This is a genomic window from Pseudomonas sp. DTU12.3, from assembly GCF_004124275.1.
Lineage (GTDB): Bacteria > Pseudomonadota > Gammaproteobacteria > Pseudomonadales > Pseudomonadaceae > Aquipseudomonas > Aquipseudomonas helmanticensis.
On the sequence record NZ_CP027218.1, the window covers coordinates 4,450,819 to 4,468,433 of the forward strand.

The 17,615-nt window shown below is 59.5% G+C and carries 16 protein-coding genes; 7 read left to right on the plus strand and 9 right to left on the minus strand.

Annotation, left to right across the window (positions count from 1 at the left end):
- Positions 1-256 precede the first annotated feature (256 nt).
- Complete coding sequence (locus tag C2E19_RS20325; RefSeq protein WP_129394804.1) at positions 257-436, plus strand: PA1571 family protein; 180 nt, start codon at positions 257-259, stop codon at positions 434-436.
- 169 nt (positions 437-605) lie between these two features.
- Here the strand turns inward: C2E19_RS20325 and pdxB are convergent, their stop codons facing one another.
- Positions 606-1,751 (minus strand): 4-phosphoerythronate dehydrogenase PdxB, encoded by a 1,146-nt coding sequence (pdxB, locus tag C2E19_RS20335; RefSeq protein WP_129394805.1) that lies wholly within the window; start codon positions 1,749-1,751, stop codon positions 606-608.
- Positions 1,752-1,964: 213 nt separating this feature from the next.
- On the opposite strand from pdxB, the gene C2E19_RS20340 reads away from it, so the two are divergent.
- On the plus strand, positions 1,965-3,374 hold the full coding sequence (locus C2E19_RS20340) for an MATE family efflux transporter (RefSeq protein WP_129394806.1): 1,410 nt from the start codon (positions 1,965-1,967) through the stop codon (positions 3,372-3,374).
- A 135-nt stretch (positions 3,375-3,509) separates the two neighbouring features.
- Here the strand turns inward: C2E19_RS20340 and tusA are convergent, their stop codons facing one another.
- Together tusA and rlmM are read right to left on the minus strand one after the other, a co-directional pair.
- Positions 3,510-3,761, minus strand: a complete 252-nt coding sequence (tusA, locus tag C2E19_RS20345) for a sulfurtransferase TusA (protein ID WP_025111044.1) — start codon at positions 3,759-3,761, stop codon at positions 3,510-3,512.
- A 179-nt stretch (positions 3,762-3,940) separates the two neighbouring features.
- Positions 3,941-5,014, minus strand: coding sequence for a 23S rRNA (cytidine(2498)-2'-O)-methyltransferase RlmM (gene rlmM / locus C2E19_RS20355; RefSeq protein WP_129394807.1), 1,074 nt, complete (start codon positions 5,012-5,014; stop codon positions 3,941-3,943).
- A gap of 221 nt (positions 5,015-5,235) precedes the next feature.
- Between rlmM and acnA the strand changes: the two genes are divergently transcribed.
- Positions 5,236-7,977 carry an aconitate hydratase AcnA gene (gene acnA, locus C2E19_RS20360; RefSeq protein ID WP_129394808.1) on the plus strand — a complete coding sequence of 914 codons (2,742 nt, stop codon included), beginning with the start codon at positions 5,236-5,238 and terminating at the stop codon, positions 7,975-7,977.
- Positions 7,978-8,324: 347 nt separating this feature from the next.
- Here acnA and C2E19_RS20365 read toward each other — a convergent pair whose 3' ends face one another.
- Both C2E19_RS20365 and C2E19_RS20370 read right to left on the minus strand, forming a co-directional pair.
- Positions 8,325-9,140: an aminoglycoside phosphotransferase family protein gene (locus tag C2E19_RS20365; RefSeq protein WP_129394809.1), complete on the minus strand. Its 816-nt coding sequence runs from the start codon at positions 9,138-9,140 to the stop codon at positions 8,325-8,327.
- Positions 9,127-9,615: an SRPBCC family protein gene (locus C2E19_RS20370; protein ID WP_129394810.1), complete on the minus strand. Its 489-nt coding sequence runs from the start codon at positions 9,613-9,615 to the stop codon at positions 9,127-9,129. The genes C2E19_RS20365 and C2E19_RS20370 overlap by 14 nt, the downstream gene beginning before the upstream one ends.
- Before the next feature lie 142 nt (positions 9,616-9,757).
- On the opposite strand from C2E19_RS20370, the gene C2E19_RS20375 reads away from it, so the two are divergent.
- Together C2E19_RS20375 and C2E19_RS20380 are read left to right on the plus strand one after the other, a co-directional pair.
- Positions 9,758-10,048 (plus strand): hypothetical protein, encoded by a 291-nt coding sequence (locus C2E19_RS20375; RefSeq protein WP_129394811.1) that lies wholly within the window; start codon positions 9,758-9,760, stop codon positions 10,046-10,048.
- A 52-nt stretch (positions 10,049-10,100) separates the two neighbouring features.
- Positions 10,101-10,505 (plus strand): lysozyme inhibitor LprI family protein, encoded by a 405-nt coding sequence (locus C2E19_RS20380; protein ID WP_129394812.1) that lies wholly within the window; start codon positions 10,101-10,103, stop codon positions 10,503-10,505.
- Positions 10,506-10,618: 113 nt separating this feature from the next.
- On the opposite strand, the gene peaD is transcribed toward C2E19_RS20380, so the two are convergent.
- The 4 genes from peaD to peaA all read right to left on the minus strand — a co-directional run bounded on the left by peaD (position 10,619) and on the right by peaA (position 15,185).
- Positions 10,619-11,737 carry a quinohemoprotein amine dehydrogenase subunit beta gene (peaD, locus tag C2E19_RS20385; RefSeq protein ID WP_129394813.1) on the minus strand — a complete coding sequence of 373 codons (1,119 nt, stop codon included), beginning with the start codon at positions 11,735-11,737 and terminating at the stop codon, positions 10,619-10,621.
- A gap of 29 nt (positions 11,738-11,766) precedes the next feature.
- A complete protein-coding gene (qhpC, locus tag C2E19_RS20390; protein ID WP_123409863.1) occupies positions 11,767-12,090 on the minus strand; it encodes a quinohemoprotein amine dehydrogenase subunit gamma in 324 nt (107 codons plus the stop codon).
- Between the two features lies 1 nt (position 12,091).
- Positions 12,092-13,522, minus strand: a complete 1,431-nt coding sequence (gene peaB / locus C2E19_RS20395; RefSeq protein WP_129394814.1) for a quinohemoprotein amine dehydrogenase maturation protein — start codon at positions 13,520-13,522, stop codon at positions 12,092-12,094.
- Positions 13,523-13,604: 82 nt separating this feature from the next.
- Entirely contained in the window at positions 13,605-15,185 is a 1,581-nt protein-coding gene (gene peaA, locus C2E19_RS20400; protein ID WP_129394815.1) for a quinohemoprotein amine dehydrogenase subunit alpha, read from the minus strand.
- Between the two features lie 559 nt (positions 15,186-15,744).
- On the opposite strand from peaA, the gene C2E19_RS20405 reads away from it, so the two are divergent.
- Positions 15,745-15,927, plus strand: a complete 183-nt coding sequence (locus tag C2E19_RS20405) for a hypothetical protein (protein ID WP_129394816.1) — start codon at positions 15,745-15,747, stop codon at positions 15,925-15,927.
- Positions 15,928-16,104: 177 nt separating this feature from the next.
- Entirely contained in the window at positions 16,105-17,595 is a 1,491-nt protein-coding gene (locus C2E19_RS20410; protein ID WP_129394817.1) for an aldehyde dehydrogenase, read from the plus strand.
- The last annotated feature ends 20 nt before the right edge of the window (positions 17,596-17,615 follow it).

The window sequence follows — 17,615 nt, forward strand, 5'->3', positions numbered from 1 at the left end:
TCAGGTACACATCCGTGTTGATGAAAGGATTAGCGTAAACCTTCTATGGGGTGGAACTCTGTAAATCACAATGAGTCAGGTTAAATATGCCCCCAAAGACTAGGCCATAGTTGCTATTGGTCTAATGTCCGGGTTGAGACGAGCGGTCATTTCTGGTTGAGTGGAGTTGCCACCACCGACAGACCGCAGGGAGTTGTCACAGCCCGGTCACGTGGCGGTTTTAACGTAGGCGTACAACCTGATGAGGAGACAGGCCATGTCCTTGCAACACAGCAGCGATGACAAGATTGAAGTGATCCGCACCAAGCCCGGCCAGCCTCTGGGTTGCTCGATTATCGATAAGGATGGGCGCGAAGTACCGATCACTGAAGACATGATCCAGGACGCTTGCCGCGAACTGGAAAAGCGATTGGTCAAGCCTGCCGAAGAAAAGTGATATAGCCACCGTCTTCCTGACCCGGCTCTTTTTGGCCGGGTTTTTTCTGTCCGTAATTCGCCGAGTAACCGTGTAGGAGCTGCCGAAGGCTGCGATCTTTTGATCTTGCTTGTAAAAAACAACATCAAAAGATCGCAGCCTTCGGCAGCTCCTACACGGGGTTGTGTGGTTACGGGATTGCGATTGCACCCAGCGCCGCCACAATCTGCTGCAACTCTGGCGACTCCCCTTCAATCCGCACCTTCAGTCCTTCAATCTCACGACGCACCGGATACTGCTTGCGCAACACATCGAACGCCGCACGCTGCTCGCCGACATTGCCTACAAGACTGCGACGAAAATCCGCATCATCGCGGCGCGGGTCGTACACGCCTCGGCACAACATCGCCAGCGCCCAGGCTGGATCGCTGTCGGCATGCAGGGAAACTGCCGACAACCACGGCGCCGGCAGCAAGTCACTGAGCTGGATACTCGCGGGTTGCCCGATGAATTCGCAGTACGCCTGATAGATCTGCGCCGTCCCGCGCTGTTTGCCGTCGAGGCTGTATCCGGCAATGTGCGGAGTCGCCAACACACAGAGTTCAGCCAGTGCGACATCGACTTCCGGCTCGGCTTCCCAGACATCGAGCACTGCTTGCAGGTCTTCACGCTCCAGCAGCACATTGCGCAGCGCGGCGTTATCCACTACCGGACCACGCGCCGCGTTGATCAACCACGCGCCGGGCTTGAGTTGCTGCAAGCGCTGCTGATCGAACAGATGCCAGGTGGCGCCATCGCCGTTGCGCGTCAACGGCGTGTGCAGGCTGATCACATCGCACTGCTCGATGATCTGTTCGAGGCTGACGTAATCGCCGCTCTCGGCAGCCTGACGCGGCGGATCGCAGACTTTTACGTTCCAGCCCAGGCCCTTCAAAACCTTGATCAGTCGACCGCCCACTTCGCCGGCACCGACAACGCCGAAAGTACGCCGGGGCAGATCGACACCCTCGATTTCAGCGAGGGTCATCAGGCTGCCCAGCACATAATCGACCACGCCCCGGGCATTGCAGCCGGGGGCGCTGGACCAGGTGATACCCGCCTCGCTGAAATAGTCGAGATCCAGATGATCAGTACCGATGGTGCAGGTCCCGACAAAGCGCACCTTGCTGCCTTCGAGCAATGCGCGGTTGACGTTGGTCACCGAACGCACCAGCAACACGTCGGCCTGCTCGACCGTCGCACGGTCGATGGAACGGCCCGGCACCCGGCGAATCTCGCCGAAACCGGCAAAAAAAGCATCGAGCAGCGGAATATTTTCGTCGGCAACAATCAGCATAGGGGGCTCCTTTGGCGAATCGGCAGTCTAACTGTAGGAGCTGCCGCAGGCTGCGATCTTTTGATCTTGTTTTTAACAATCACCAGCAAAAAGATCGCAGCCTGCGGCAGCTCCCACAGTTTACAAATCCGCAACAGAGGATTTTTCCTGACCAAGGCGTCAGCGGCGTAGAATGCGCCGCCCTGCGCATCAATCTCTGTGGACGCTTTGCCTGTGAATTCTGTAACTGACCAACCTGTCGCCGTCTCCCTGACCCGCCCTGCGCGGATTCGACTGGAGTTCAAGAACCTGCTCGCCCTCGCGCTGCCGATCATCATCGCGCAGCTGGCGACCACGGCCATGGGCTTCGTCGATGCGGTGATGGCCGGGCGCGTAGGGCCAAAAGATCTTGCAGCAGTGGCACTGGGCAACTCGATCTGGGTGCCGGTGTTTCTGTTGATGACCGGCACGTTGCTGGCAACCACACCGAAAGTCGCCCAGCGTTTCGGCGCCGGCACCCACAGCGAAATCGGCCCAATCGTGCGTCAGGCATTGTGGCTGGCGCTGGTGGTCGGTCTGATTGCGACCGCGATGCTGGTCGCCGCCGAACCGGTGCTGCACTTGATGAAGGTCGATCCCGAACTGATCGGCCCGTGCATGCAGTACCTGCACGGCATCGCCAGCGGCTTGCCGGCAGTAGCGTTCTATCACGTGCTGCGCTGCACCAGTGACGGCATCGGCCGCACCCGCCCGGCGATGGTGCTGGGCCTGTGCGGTCTGGCGCTGAATATTCCGCTGAACTACATCTTCATTTATGGCCACTTCGGCGTGCCGGCCATGGGCGGCGTCGGTTGCGGTTGGGCCACGGCGATCGTCATGTGGGTGATGGCGCTGGGCCTGGCCGGTTATGAGCGCTGGGCCCCGGCCTATCGTTCGAGCGAGATTTTCAGCCGTTTCGACTGGCCACAATGGACGGTAATCAAGCGGCTGCTGGCGATCGGCCTGCCGATTGGCATCGCGGTGTTTGCCGAGTCGAGCATTTTCGCGGTGATCGCTCTGCTGATCGGCAGCCTCGGCGCCACCGTGGTCGCCGGGCACCAGATTGCACTGAACGTCAGCTCGCTGGTGTTCATGATTCCGTATTCGCTGGGCATGGCAGTGACCGTGCGCGTCGGCCAGGCACTGGGCCGTGAAGAACCGCGCGAGGCACGTTTTGCGGCCGGCGTCGGCATGGGCACTGCGCTGGCTTACGCTTGCCTGTCGGCGAGCATGATGCTGTTGCTGCGTGAACCGATTGCGGCGATCTATACCGCTGACCCGACGGTGATTCACATTGCGGCGATGCTGATTGTGTACTCGGCGCTGTTCCAGTTTTCTGACGCGATTCAGGTTACCGCCGCAGGTGCGTTGCGTGGTTATCAGGACACTCGGGTGACGATGATCCTGACCCTGTTCGCGTATTGGGGCATCGGCCTGCCGGTGGGTTACGCCCTCGGCCTGACCGATTGGCTCGGCGCGCCACGCGGCCCGAGCGGCTTGTGGCAGGGCTTGATCGTTGGTTTGAGCTGCGCGGCGTTCATGTTGTCGATCCGCCTGACGCGCAGTGCGCGCAAGCGTATTCGGATCAGTCGCTCGGCGGGCTAAATCCTGGCGCAGGACAAAAAATGTGGGAGCGGGCTTGCTCGCGAAAGCGGTGTATCAGTCGACATTTATAGTGACTGACACACCGCTTTCGCGAGCAAGCCCGCTCCCACATTTGGTTTTGCGTGTGCCTGGAGGTCAGGCGTGTTTCTTGCGGATCCAGTACAGGTATGTACCGGCCTCTTCGTGCTGGCCCACCAGTTCGTGGTCGAGAAACACACAGAACTTGGGAATGTCGCGGCGGGTCGACGGGTCGGTGGCGATCACCTTGAGCAGGCCACCGGGCACCAGGTCACGAATGTGCTGATGCAGCATCATCACCGGTTCCGGGCAATTGAGGCCGGTGGCATCGAGCGTGCCGTCGACCGGGGTATCGATCATTTCACTCATGATTCACTCCTGAAACTGGCCGGCATTGTCGCGCATTGCCGGGTATTCGGTCACCTGCGGCTTTAAGCCACACCCCCTGTAGGAGCTGCCGCAGGCTGCGATCTTTTGATGTTGATCTTCAAAAACAAGATCAAGAGATCGCAGCCTGCGGCAGCTCCTACACAGGGTTTTGTGGGGTTTCAGCGCGATTTTGGTTTCTTGATATCGTGACGGCGCAGGTGGCAGGTCACTTCCTCGCGATCGTGATAGAGCTGCTTGCAGCCGATATCGACCTTGATCCCGCGTGCCTTGAAGCCATCGGCAATGCGTTCGAGCAGGCGCTTCACTTCGGCGTAACGCTGTTTCATCGGCAGCTTCAGGTTGACCACCGCTTCGCGGCAGTGCCCCTCGCCGATCCACTCTTCGAGCATCGCGGCGTTGCGCGCCGGTTTCTCGACGATGTCGCAGACCATCCAGTCCACCGGCTGACGCGGTTTGAAGGTAAAACCATCCGCCATCAAATGCTGCACCAACCCGGTGTCCATCAGGCTTTCGGCCATCGGGCCGTTGTCGATGGCGGTCACCAGCATGCCGCGGTTGACCAGTTGCCAGGTCCAGCCGCCCGGCGCGGCGCCAAGGTCGACGCCCGTCATGTCGCTGTGCAGGCGATCATCCCACTGATCACGCGGGATGAAATGGTGCCACGCCTCTTCCAGCTTCAAGGTCGAGCGGCTCGGTGCCTCGCGCGGAAACTTCAGGCGCGGAATGCCCATCGGCCACATCGCCGAGTTACCGGCATCGGCCATACCGAGAAACACTTCACGACCACTTTTGAATGTCAGCAACAGACGCGGCTTGCTGGCGTCCTCCACCAGTTTGCCGGCGCCGGTCAGCGCCTTGCGCAGCGGGCCTTCGAATTTCTTGCAGAAATTCGACAGTTCCTTGCCGTCATTGGTGTCGACGACTTCCAGCCACAGGCTGCCGCACACCGGGAAATCCGCCATGTGCGCGAGGATCACGCTGATGCGATCGTTTTCCGGCAGATCGATGAAGACGCCACGCGCCCATTGGCGCGGGAAGATCAGCTCGGCGAAACGCTGACCGCGCATCAGGCGCTCGGCGCCGTCTTCTTCGGTGCAGACAAACTCGGCGCACGCGGTGGCCGCTTTCGCCTTGGCGTAACCGGCCACGTTGAGTTGGGCAGCGAGATCGGAAATTTCCGAACAGACTTCGCCTTCGAAACCTGGCCGGCAATGCATGAATAGGGTGTTCATTCTTACTCCTGGGCAGCGGGCGATCATTCGGCCCCTGCGCGATGTCCAGACTTTGCGTTGCAGCAAAGCCTGTCACGAAAACCGGCGCATGATAGCCGATGTCGGAACCTTGGTTCCGCTCATAGAGTCCAGTTATTAGCCAGCTACCTGAAACAGGGCTAGGTTTAAAGCTCTATTCGTCCCCCGATCCGTAGCCGTGCGGATTCAAAGGAGTGATCGTAATGCCGTCCCTCGATAGCCTGAAGACCCTCAAAACACTGCAGATAGACCAAAAGACCTACCACTATTTCAGCCTGCCGGATGCCGCCAAAAGCCTGGGCGACCTCGACAAGCTGCCGATGTCGCTGAAAGTCCTGCTGGAAAACCTGCTGCGCTGGGAAGACGAAAAAACTGTCACCGGCGCCGACCTCAAAGCGCTTGCCGCCTGGCTCAAGGAGCGTCGCTCCGATCGGGAAATCCAGTACCGCCCGGCCCGCGTCCTGATGCAGGACTTTACCGGCGTCCCCGCCGTGGTCGACCTTGCTGCCATGCGCGCAGCAATGGCCAAGGCCGGCGGCGATCCGCAGCGAATCAATCCGTTGTCGCCGGTGGATCTGGTGATCGACCACTCGGTAATGGTCGACAAGTTCGCCACAGCCAGTGCGTTCGAGCAGAACGTCGACATCGAAATGCAGCGCAACGGCGAGCGTTATGCATTTTTACGCTGGGGCCAAAGCGCCTTCGACAACTTCAGCGTAGTGCCGCCGGGCACCGGCATCTGCCACCAGGTCAACCTTGAATACCTCGGCCGCACCGTGTGGACCAAAGAGGAAGACGGCCGCATCTATGCCTTCCCTGACACTCTGGTCGGCACCGACTCCCACACCACCATGATCAACGGCCTCGGCGTGCTCGGCTGGGGTGTCGGCGGGATCGAGGCGGAAGCAGCGATGCTCGGGCAACCGGTGTCGATGCTGATTCCAGAGGTGATCGGTTTTAAACTCACCGGCAAACTCAAGGAAGGCATCACCGCCACCGACCTGGTGCTGACGGTCACGCAGATGCTGCGCAAGAAAGGCGTGGTGGGCAAATTCGTCGAATTCTACGGTGACGGTCTCGCCGACCTGCCGCTGGCCGACCGCGCGACCATCGCCAACATGGCTCCGGAATATGGCGCGACGTGCGGTTTCTTCCCGGTCGATGACGTGACGCTGGAATACCTGCGTCTGTCCGGTCGTCCACCGGAAACGGTAAAACTGGTCGAGGCCTACACCAAAGCTCAGGGCCTGTGGCGTCTGCCCGGTCAGGAACCGGTGTTCACCGACAGTCTGGCGCTAGACATGGGCAGCGTCGAAGCGAGCCTCGCCGGGCCAAAACGCCCACAGGATCGCGTATCGCTGCCGAATGTGCCGCAGGCCTTCAGCGACTTCATCGATCTGCAATTCAAACCCACCAGCAAAGAAGAAGGACGCCTGGAAAGTGAGGGCGGTGGTGGCGTCGCGGTGGGCAATGCCGATCTGGTCGGCGAAACCGATTACGAATACGAAGGCCACACTTATCGCCTGAAAAACGGCGCCGTGGTCATTGCTGCGATCACTTCCTGCACCAACACCTCCAACCCGAGCGTGATGATGGCGGCCGGGTTGCTGGCGAAAAAAGCCGTTGAGAAAGGCCTGACCCGCAAGCCGTGGGTGAAGAGCTCGCTGGCCCCTGGCTCGAAAGTGGTCACAGACTATTACAAGGCTGCGGGGCTGACGCAGTACCTCGACCAGCTCGGGTTTTCGCTGGTCGGTTACGGCTGCACCACCTGCATCGGCAACTCCGGGCCGTTGCCCGAGCCCATCGAGAAAGCCATTCAGAAAGCTGATCTCACCGTCGCTTCGGTCCTGTCCGGCAATCGCAACTTTGAAGGTCGCGTGCATCCACTGGTGAAAACCAATTGGCTGGCCTCGCCGCCGCTGGTGGTCGCCTATGCCCTGGCCGGCAGCGTGCGCAGCGATATCAGCAGCGAACCGCTGGGCGAGGATCAGCAAGGCAACCCGGTGTATCTACGGGATATCTGGCCTTCGAGCAAAGAGATCGCCGACGCGGTGAGTCAGGTCAACACGGCGATGTTCCACAAGGAATACGCCGAAGTATTTGCCGGTGATGAACAATGGCAGGCCATCGAGGTGCCGCAAGCGGCGACTTACGTGTGGCAGGACGATTCGACCTACATCCAGCATCCGCCGTTCTTCGACGATATTTCCGGACCGCTGCCGGAAATCAAGGATGTCAAAGGTGCGCGGGTATTGGCCCTGCTCGGCGACTCGGTGACCACCGACCACATCTCCCCCGCCGGCAACATCAAGGCCGACAGCCCGGCCGGGCGTTATCTGCGTGAAAAAGGTGTCGAGCCACGAGACTTCAACTCCTACGGCTCACGCCGTGGCAACCACGAAGTGATGATGCGCGGCACCTTCGCCAACATCCGTATCCGCAATGAAATGCTCGGGGGCGAAGAAGGCGGCAACACGATCTATATTCCGACCGGCGAAAAACTGGCGATTTACGATGCGGCGATGAAGTATCAGGCCTCGGACACGCCGCTGGTGGTGATTGCCGGCCAAGAATACGGAACCGGTTCCAGTCGCGACTGGGCGGCCAAGGGCACTAACCTGCTGGGGGTGAAAGCGGTGATTGCCGAAAGCTTCGAGCGAATCCACCGCTCCAACCTGGTGGGCATGGGCGTGCTGCCATTGCAGTTCAAGCTCGATCAGAACCGCAAGAGCCTCAACCTGACGGGCAAGGAGACTTTTGAGATCCAGGGTCTGACCGGCGTCGAACTGACGCCGCGGATGAACTTGCCGCTGGTGATCACTCGTGAGGATGGGCGCCAGGAGAAAATCGAGGTGCTCTGCCGGATCGATACGTTGAACGAGGTGGAGTACTTCAAGTCGGGCGGGATCCTGCATTACGTCCTGCGCCAACTGATCGCCTCGTAACGCATGCCCCCTGTAGGAGCTGCCGCAGGCTGCGATCTTTTGATCCAGATCTTGGTTTAAAAAAACAAGATCAAAAGATCGCAGCCTGCGGCAGCTCCTACAGGGGGACTGTGCTTTTCTGGGGGCGAAAAAAAACCCGCCGAAGCGGGTTTTTCCCAAGACCATTATCGACTCCCTGTCGGCAGCGATCCTTGCAAATGGTCGATCATCCTTGATCCTGAAACACTCCCTGTGTCTCAGTTGATGGGTGTAGATTACGCAGTGGATCCAATCGACAAAAGTCGAAAAAGCTACCAACGCGTGTAAGACATTCGCTATACCTGCCCTTCCGAAAACCCTTAGATGTTTCAGCCATCAAGCATGGAAGCCGCGATCTGCGCGACTTTCAGCTGCCCTGAGGCTTGTTCCAGAGCGTCATCCTCCAGAAACCATGCAGCCGACAAGCCGGCGAACGCCAGCACCCATTGCAGCAATCGTTGACGATCCAGGCCGGCAGCTTCGCTGATCACTTCAAGCTGGCGACGCAAACGCTTGGGATCCGTCGCCGTGGGCAAATCCGGGTTACAAATCAGATTGGCGTAGTCGTAACCACGCTCTCCCCTCACCCGTTTGGGATCAATCGCCAGCCAGCCGCGCACGCCGAAATCTAGAACATTGTCGTGATGCATGTCGCCGTGCAGCACCACCACGTCCTGCGGGGTAGCGAGCAAGGCTTCGGCGGTTTGCAGGCAAAGTGCATAGAGTCCGGCATGTTGCGCGGCAGCGCTTTGTAGCGAGGCAAACCATGGCGCCAATTCCACCAATGGCGGTGGTGGCGTTGCACGCGCTACGTGCAGCCGCGCCAGCGCCGTGCACAAAATGCGGCTGGCCTCATCATCTTCGCCATTGAGCGCCATGTGCATCAGCGAACGCTGACCCATGGCTCGCTCCATCAGCAGCCCATCGCCGTGGTGCGCCAACACCCGCGCAGCACCCTCGCCGTCCCACCACGTCATCAGCAGGTTGCCGTACTTTTCCTCGGCATCTTCCGCCAGCTTCAGCATGGCCGGGGTGTCGCCCATGCGCACCGGCAGCAAACGGCTGCCCGGGGTGATGATCGGCGCGCCGTCCGCTATCAATGACCAGCGTTTCAGCCACGGTTCAAAGCGCTCAGCCACCGTCACGCTCGCGAGCCTTGGCGCTTTCGGCGAGAAACTGTTCGAGCCGGCTCAACTGTTCTTCCCAGCCGCGACTGTCCATGAAATACGCCTCTTTCTGACGCACATCGGGGATATGCGCGAAACCCGACTCGGAAACCTTGAGCAGCGTACCGTCCTCGTAATCCTGCAGCTCGAACCTGACCAGCGTCGTCGGTTCCTGGGAATAGTCGATCTTCGGATTGACCGCATAAGGATGCCAACGGAACGAGAACAACTGCTGCGGCTCGACCCGCTCGATCAGCACATTCCACAACACATGTTCATAACCCGGATACGTGACCTGCCCTTGCGTCCATTCACCGGCAATGAACCGCCTGCCCTCCAGCGCCACACCAAACCACTGGCCAAACGCCTCGGCATCGACCAATGCACGCCAGACATGAGAACGCGGCGCCTTGAGCGTGATTTTGCGTTCGAAACTATTGGGTACTGGTTTCATACGTCACCTCCTGTTCTGAACACTAGGCCTGTATGACCACATGTCCAATGTGAAGTTGTATCAAGGAGCTATTTGGTCATCCGCAACAGAAGAAGTTACGTCTAGACTCAAGGGTCTATCCAATGGGCGGTGGGAGAAAGACATGCGGCTATCGAACCTCGGTCTGTGGGCAGCACTGCTGACGCTGTCCGCTTGCGTCACCTCCGTCGATCACTGGAACAAGCCCGGTGCGAGCCAGGCGACGATCGATCACGACAAAGCCGAGTGCCAGTATCAGGCCAAGTCGGCAACCGCCAGCTACAACAGCACGCCGTCGGACAAAAGCATGTCAGCGGCCGTCGGCGCCGGAGTCGGGGATGGCATCGTGGTAGCCGAGAAACAGATTGACCTGACCAATGACTGCATGCGCCTGCGCGGCTACAGCGGCAGTTGAACCTGCTCGCTACAATGGCTGCTATTTCCGACATTCACTGCGAGACCTGACCATGTCCCCACGTTTGCTCCTGGCCCTGACCCCTTTTCTGTTCACTCCCCTCGCCCACGCCGCCGTCGACTGCGCCAACGCCAGCGATCAGGCGACGATGAACCAGTGCGCCGGGCAGGACTTCAAAGCGGCGGACAAGGAGTTGAATACCGTGTATCAGCAGATCACCGGGCGGTTGAAGGATAATCCGGAGGGCAAGAAGCTGTTGGTCGGTGCGCAGCGGGCGTGGGTCGGGTTTCGTGATGCCGAGTGCAAGTTTTCGGCATCCGGGGTGACGGGCGGGAGTGTTTACCCGTTGATTTACAGCAATTGCCTGACTGGGGTGACCAAGGTGCGTGTCGAGGCACTGAAGGAGTATTTGAAGTGTGAGGAAGGTGACATGAGTTGCCCGGTGCCGGGGGCCTGATTTTGCGGGGGTTTTGAGGGCATCTTCGCGAGCAAGCCCGCTCCCACATTGGAATGCATTTCAAAATGTGGGAGCGGGCTTGCTCGCGAAGGCGTCAGAACAGCCGCGACAAATTACCGGACAAATATCTGCGCAGTCGTGATCGCCATATCCCCCCCAGGCAGTTTGATGCTCCCCGTCTGCTTCATCGTCTCGGCATCGAAAATCGCCACATCATTGAACGTCCCGGCCAGATAGATCTTGCTGCCCTCCTTGTTGAACGAAATGCAGTAGTAGGAATGCTCCAGCGTCGCCGCTTGGATCAGTTTCTTCTGCTTGATGTCGTACTTGGCCAGCCGGTTGAGCACGCCAAACATCAGGTTCGGGTCCTTCGGCGAGCGCATGCCGCTGAAGTAGATTTCAGTCAGAGGCCCGAAGTCGGTGGTTTCGGTCTTGCCGGTTTTCAGGTCGATGCTGAACAGTCCATACAGATATTCGGCGGTCGCTGGATCCTGCTTCTTGTCCTTGAATTTCGCCGTGGTATAGAGCAGCGAAAAATCATGGCGGAAGGTCTGCTGATTCCACACATACAGAACGTCCGGCGCACTGTAGTTCGCGCGTTTCCAATGGCGGCTGGGGATCAGCACGTCGAACTTGCCGCTCTGCACATCGACCTTGTACACATCGGCGCCCGCCACATAGAGCGTGCCGTCATCGCCACTTTGCATGATCGTCAGTTGCCGTGGCGCGGGAAAACTGCGCACAGGCTTGGCGTTCATCCCGGCATCCGTCGCGTAGACATCCAGACGCGGCTGTTTCACCTCATAACGGTCGTTGAGCATCTGCGTCGGGTTGGCGATGGTGTACAGCTCTTTGCCGTCGTGGCTGACAGTAAACGCAAACATCGAGCGCGCCTTCTCCCCCGGTTGCTGGGTGATGCTGGCGTGGAACACCTGTTTGCAGGTGTCGAGTTCGACACCGTAGACATCGGCGTAATGATTGTTCAGCACATAGGCGGTTTTGCGATCCGGCGACAGCTGCACAGTGCCGGGGCCAAACGCATCAGGCATCTTGCAGGTCTTGTACAGGCTGTCGGTGGCCAGATCGAGGACGTGCAGGTTATTCGGATAATTGGTGGTCACCATGTACTCGTGACCGTCTTGCAGCACGGTGTTTTCATCGGCCAGAACACTGAACGAGCAGACGCTCAGCGCGGCGAACGCGGCCAGGCCGCAGGCTTTTATGCTACGCATACTGGAATCCTTCTTCTTGTCCGGGGCGATCACTTGTCTTTCGGGAAGACCGTGCCGAGGTTGCGCCAGTTGTCATTGGACGCCTGGGCATCCTTGTTCCAGTCCGGATAGGTGCTCATCATGTCCGGCACCTGCGCCGGCCACCAGCACGGGTCGGAGCAGCCATACAGGTCAGCTTCCATCGGCTGGCACAGCGACGACACGCCGCCAAACGCATCGATCTCCCAGCCCGGATCGGTAGTCGATGCACAGCCCGCCACCGAACTCATCGCCACCACTTCTTCGATGCGGTTTTCCGCCGCGGCCTGATCGAGCTTCAACGCTTTGTTATTGATTGCCTTGAGATGTTTCATATCAGTGAGCCTTGCGCGGAGTGATGTAGCTGCTGATAAACGCAGGGTTATTGGCCATGATCCGGGTGTAGACCTCGATGCCGAAGTCGACCCAGTCACGCATCAGTTCGCAGTAGTGATAGGTCGGGTGAGTCGGGTCGCCGTAGCGCGCGTAGCTCTCGTGATAGCAGCCGCCGGAACACAGGTTGCGGATCTGGCAATCCTCACAACCGGTGTTGCTGCGATCCAGACGTTGGGACAGAAAGTCGTTCAATTCGACCTGCTTCACGCCGCTGTGCACGTTGCCGAAAGTCGGCAGCGTTGAACCGGTGAAGCGGTGGCACAGGTTCAGTTCGCCCTTGTGATCGACCGCCAGCATCTTCAGCCCGGCGCCGCACGGCAGGGCCTTTTTGTGGCCTTCGTGGATGTCAGTGATCAGTTGGTGCAGATTGGAGAAACCGATGTTGCGGTGCTCCAGCGCCGCTTGCAGATAACGCCGACCGAGGCGTTTCATGCTGGCGAACACTTCGATCAGTTCGTCGCTGCTGAGGTTGAAGCTGCTGATATCTCCCGAGGTCACCGGGGCGAAACCGACCTCGGCGAAACCCAGTTCATTGAACAGGTGATCCCAGATGGTTTCGACATCGGTGACGCCGGTGGTCAGCGTCACACGCGCACCGACCGGGCGACTGTTGTAGCGCGACAGGAGCATTTCGGCCTTGCGCCGCACCACGTCGTAAGTGCCCTGCCCGCCCACGGTGATGCGGTTGCGGTCGTGCACGGTTTTTGGCCCGTCGATACTCACTGACAAGCCGAAACGGTGGGCGTTGAGGTAGTCGACGGTGTCTTCGGTCAGCAGCGTGGCGTTGGTGGTCATGACGAATTCGACAAACTTGCCAGCCTCGCTGAAACGCTTCTCGCAGTAGTCGACCATGTACTCGATCAGCTTGCGATTGCTCAGCGGTTCGCCACCGAAAAACACCACGGTGAAACGCTCTTCATCCGGCGATTCACGCAAAAGCATTTCCACTGAAGCGATGGCGGTTTCGACGTCCATCTTCTTCCCGGCCGATGGCTTGTCGAGGTCTTCCTTGTAGCAATAGGTGCAGCTCAGGTTGCAGCCGGTATTGACGTTGAGCACCACGGTATTGATGGCCGTGCGCTCGACGCGTTTGACCGCGATATCGGGGGTCAGTGGCGAGCCGTCGCTGACCAGTTCCAGCGAGATCAGCTCGCGCAGGGTCTCGTTGATTTCCTCGCCGTTGAATCGGGCGGCTAGGCGCTCGATCAAGTCTTCCGAAGAGCAGCCGGGGCCGCGCAAGGTGTCGATGATGGTGCCGGTCAGCTCATCGCTGGCAAACAGCGAACTGCTGGGAATGTGAAACAGCATGCGGTCGGCGTCGACGTGCACTTCGTGCAGATTGCGTTCGACCAGATTCAAGATAGCGCCCATTGCAAACCTCCTGTGCAGGCCCCGCTTGGCGAGGCTTGCGGTCATTCCGAAAAGTGTCTGAAGCGTGTCCGTTCAAGGCAACTCAAGGAATGGGTGGATTGTTCCAGCGTTGCACGGTGACGATCAGGTGGCCTTCGCCGGTGAGGGATTTCCCTGCATCGTCGACGGCGGCAATCACCTTGAGGTTGCCGGCGTTGTTGGTGGACATTTTGCGCGCCGGATTCGGCCCGGCATCGCCCGGGGTGAACACGCCCGCGTCGGCCTGCATGGTGCCGGCGAACTTGACGTCTTCGTCCGCTTTGGCGCGATCGTCGAAGGCTTCGACCTTCCACTGCGCCGGGAACACGCCGATGCGATACGGTTTGCCATCGGTGCCCTTGCCCCACGCTTCGGCGTCGAAACGGCCCTGGACTTTCGGCGTGGAACCACCGCCCTCGCCGATCCGCGCCACGGAGAATTCCGGCACCACTTTGACCGAGGCGATGCTGTTGTAAACCGACAGGCTCGGGCCTTTCAGCGCACCAACGCTGACGGCGCGCATTCCCGGCTGGGCATTGGCGGCGGCTTTGACTTTGACCTTGATCCGCTCGGCGTTTTGCTCAAGCACTTCGACGACTTCCACGCCTTTGCCGAAGTTCGGTTTACCGCTCAGACCTGTGCCAATCAGGGTCACTTCGGTTTCGCTGCCGGTCTTCACGTAACCCGGCTGCACGGCGAGCAAACGTTGCGAGCCTTGTTTGGCGGCGACGAAATCGAGACCGCGTTCATCGTGCTCGGCGTCGAACATGCGTCCTTGCATGGCATTACCCTGCGCGGCGAATACCTGGCGCATGGTCACGCCATCGACGCTGACGTTGCCGCGCCATTCATAGCCGCTGTAGAGGATTGCGCTGCCGTCGCCATTGAAGGCGCTGCCATCGGCGTATTGACCTTTGACGCTGACCTTGAAGGTGTCGTTGCCATCGGCGGTCACGCTCATCACGCCGGCCAGTTCACCTTTGCCCGGCAGGTGGCCGCTGAAACTCCAGTCGCCAACCAGCGCTGCGGCTTTCGGCGCAGTTTTCAGCCATTGCTGCCACGCCGGATTGTCCAGCGGATAACGCTTGGCCAACAACGGCACCATCTCTTTACGAGCGATATCGAACCAGTCGCGATCACGCGCCAGCGCCTGATACTCCAGCGACGGCCATTGGCCGAGGTGGAAGTTGACCAAACGCTCCCACTCCTGCGCCGGACGCCGTTGCAGCGCAACCCGCGCGCCGGAGTGGCAGCGGCCGCACATCTGACTGGTTTTCTCATCGAGCTGCTCGACCGTGTTCAACCGGCGTTCCAGCGCATAACGCACGCCATCGGTTTCGCTCGGCGCCAGACCTTGGGTGTCAGCCAGGTATTTGACCAGGGTGCGGCGGTCGTCATCGCTGATCTGCAAACCGTGCATGGTCTGCATGCGGGCGATGCTCATCAGCCAGCCTTCCGGGGTCTTGCGCTGGTGGCTGATGCGGCTCAAGGCGTTATCAGCCTCGGGGGTGTGACAGCCCTGACAGGTTTCTTTCAGGATGGTCTGGGCATCGCGGGCAGCCAGGCTGTGCGGCGAATGCAGGGCCACGCAAGCGGCCACGGCCAGCAGGCTGGCGCTCATGCCTGATCGGAGTCTTCTCTTCATCAACGTCGAACCTCGCACGGTGCTTTCTTATTGTTGTCGCTTATCGTTTTTATGGTTTCTGCCGTCGATGGTGTAGCGCCGACGGAGGCAAGAGAAACGTCTGTGATGAGCAATACACGGAGCGTGCCAGCTTGCGGATAAGCTTTTCAATCAAGCATTTACGTGAAGATCACTGCGTTGCAGGGGTGGCGTGGGTGTCGACTGGCGTCCAATTTCGCGACAACTGTTGCAGTGTGAGACAAGCATAGTTGTCGCGGGGTTGGGGGCGTTGGGTCAGCGGACGGGATGCTCTGAATGGACTTGATATCGCCCGCAAAACTCGCAACACCTCGGGCACGCTCCTGGTGGGCGCTCTTTGGCCGCTGATTCCCTGGATTTGCGCTTGGTGGCTTCGACCCAGTGCCCCCACCACAGCGCGAACGCTGCAAGCAAAATCATGCTGAGCGACCATAAGATAATGATTAGCGGATCAAGATTTATCCTCCAGCAGAGCCAGGCCAAAAGAGGCGAAAATTATAAAAAAACTGCTGACGGCCATCGCTGCACTTGTTCGGATCGTATGAGCATCGCTCCACTGGCCAATCACCAGCGCAGCGAGAAGCGCGTATCGCTCATGGATACGCCACTGGATAAAGAACTTAACTCGAACCCCTTCAATCCACCAGACGGGTTAAACCGACTGTTCAGCGACTCTTCCTACAGCAGTTCGGCCACCGTTTCGTCCGGCGCCTGCCAGGCCTGATCCGATCCGTATCTTGCATCTCAACGACTGTCGCTTTTTGCGACAAATTCACCGTACCGCACGCCTCAACGTCCACCTCTCACGCCTAGCACAACAGGCTCGCAAGCCTTCCTGAAGCATTTGGCACAGCCATTGCGAAAGCCCTCTGAACGACAACGAACAACAAGAGGCTGTGCCATGTCCCTCCCGTATTTGCTCCCTGCCACTTCTGCCTTCATCCAGCGCAAGCCGCGCATGTTGATCGGCGGCGATTGGGTCGAGGCCGCCGACGGCCAGACCATGCCATTACACAATCCGGCCACCGGTGAAATCCTCTGCGTGGTGCCCCGCGCCACACCGGAAGATGTCGACCGCGCGGTGCTCGCCGCACGTCAGGCCTTCGACGATTCCGCCTGGAGCCGCACCCGCCCGCGCGAGCGGCAGAATCTGTTGTGGAAACTCGCCGAGCTGATGCAGCGCGATGCTGAAATGCTCGCGCAACTGGAATGCCTGAACAACGGCAAGAGCGCAGCAGTGGCGCAGGTGATGGACGTGCAATTGGCCGTCGACTTCCTGCGTTACATGGCCGGTTGGGCGACAAAAATCGAAGGATCCAGCGTCGAGGTGTCGCTGCCGCTGATGCCGAATGATCAGTTCCACAGTTTCATTCGCCGCGAAGCCGTCGGTGTGGTCGGCGCCATCGTCGCCTGGAATTTCCCGCTGCTGCTGGCCTGCTGGAAACTCGGCCCGGCGCTGGCCACCGGTTGCACCGTGGTGCTCAAGCCTGCGGATGAAACCCCTCTGACTGCGCTGAAACTGGCGGAGCTGGTACTCGAAGCCGGTTACCCGGAAGGCGTGTTCAACGTGGTCACTGGCACCGGGATCACTGCCGGTTCGGCGCTGACACATAACCCTTTGGTCGACAAACTGACCTTCACTGGCTCCACCGCTGTCGGCAAGCAGATCGGCAAGACCGCCATGGATTCGATGACCCGCGTGACCCTTGAACTGGGCGGCAAATCGCCGACCATCGTGATGGCCGACGCTGATCTGAAAACTGCTGCGGCGGGTGCCGCCGGCGCGATTTTCTTTAATCAGGGTCAGGTCTGCTGCGCAGGTTCGCGGCTGTATGTGCAGCGCAAGCATTTCGACAATGTCGTCGCCGATATCAGCGATATCGCCAACGCAATGAAGATGGGCAACGGCCTCGACCCGAGCGTGGAAATGGGCCCGCTGATTTCCGCGCGCCAACAAGAGCGCGTCTACAACTACATCGAGATGGGCCGGGAAAGTGGCGCGACCATCGCTTGTGGTGGCGAACAGTTCGGGCCGGGATTCTTCGTCAAACCGACGGTGATTGTCGACGTCGATCAAAAGCATTCGCTGGTGCAGGAAGAGATTTTCGGCCCGGTGCTGGTGGCGATTCCGTTTGATGACGAAGCCGATGCATTGCGCATGGCCAACGACAGCCCTTACGGCTTGGGCGCGAGCATCTGGTCGAATGATCTGGCGGCGGTGCACCGGATGATTCCACGGATCAAGTCAGGCTCGGTGTGGGTCAACTGCCACAGTGCGCTGGATCCGGCGCTGCCGTTTGGCGGGTACAAGATGTCCGGGGTTGGCCGGGAGATGGGGTATGCGGCGATTGAGCATTACACCGAGCTGAAGTCGGTGTTGATCAAGTTGTAATAGCGGCAACCTTCAGGCCG

Bases quoted from the DNA above. Each gene is read 5' to 3' on its own strand.
- C2E19_RS20325 (WP_129394804.1), top strand. From the start codon at position 257: ATGTCCTTGCAACACAGCAGCGATGACAAGATTGAAGTGATCCGCACC.
- pdxB (WP_129394805.1), bottom strand. From the start codon at position 1,751: ATGCTGATTGTTGCCGACGAAAATATTCCGCTGCTCGATGCTTTTTTT.
- tusA (WP_025111044.1), bottom strand. From the start codon at position 3,761: ATGAGTGAAATGATCGATACCCCGGTCGACGGCACGCTCGATGCCACC.
- rlmM (WP_129394807.1), bottom strand. From the start codon at position 5,014: ATGAACACCCTATTCATGCATTGCCGGCCAGGTTTCGAAGGCGAAGTC.
- acnA (WP_129394808.1), top strand. From the start codon at position 5,236: ATGCCGTCCCTCGATAGCCTGAAGACCCTCAAAACACTGCAGATAGAC.
- C2E19_RS20370 (WP_129394810.1), bottom strand. From the start codon at position 9,615: ATGAAACCAGTACCCAATAGTTTCGAACGCAAAATCACGCTCAAGGCG.
- C2E19_RS20375 (WP_129394811.1), top strand. From the start codon at position 9,758: ATGCGGCTATCGAACCTCGGTCTGTGGGCAGCACTGCTGACGCTGTCC.
- C2E19_RS20380 (WP_129394812.1), top strand. From the start codon at position 10,101: ATGTCCCCACGTTTGCTCCTGGCCCTGACCCCTTTTCTGTTCACTCCC.
- peaD (WP_129394813.1), bottom strand. From the start codon at position 11,737: ATGCGTAGCATAAAAGCCTGCGGCCTGGCCGCGTTCGCCGCGCTGAGC.
- qhpC (WP_123409863.1), bottom strand. From the start codon at position 12,090: ATGAAACATCTCAAGGCAATCAATAACAAAGCGTTGAAGCTCGATCAG.
- peaB (WP_129394814.1), bottom strand. From the start codon at position 13,522: ATGGGCGCTATCTTGAATCTGGTCGAACGCAATCTGCACGAAGTGCAC.
- peaA (WP_129394815.1), bottom strand. From the start codon at position 15,185: ATGAAGAGAAGACTCCGATCAGGCATGAGCGCCAGCCTGCTGGCCGTG.
- C2E19_RS20405 (WP_129394816.1), top strand. From the start codon at position 15,745: ATGAGCATCGCTCCACTGGCCAATCACCAGCGCAGCGAGAAGCGCGTA.
- C2E19_RS20410 (WP_129394817.1), top strand. From the start codon at position 16,105: ATGTCCCTCCCGTATTTGCTCCCTGCCACTTCTGCCTTCATCCAGCGC.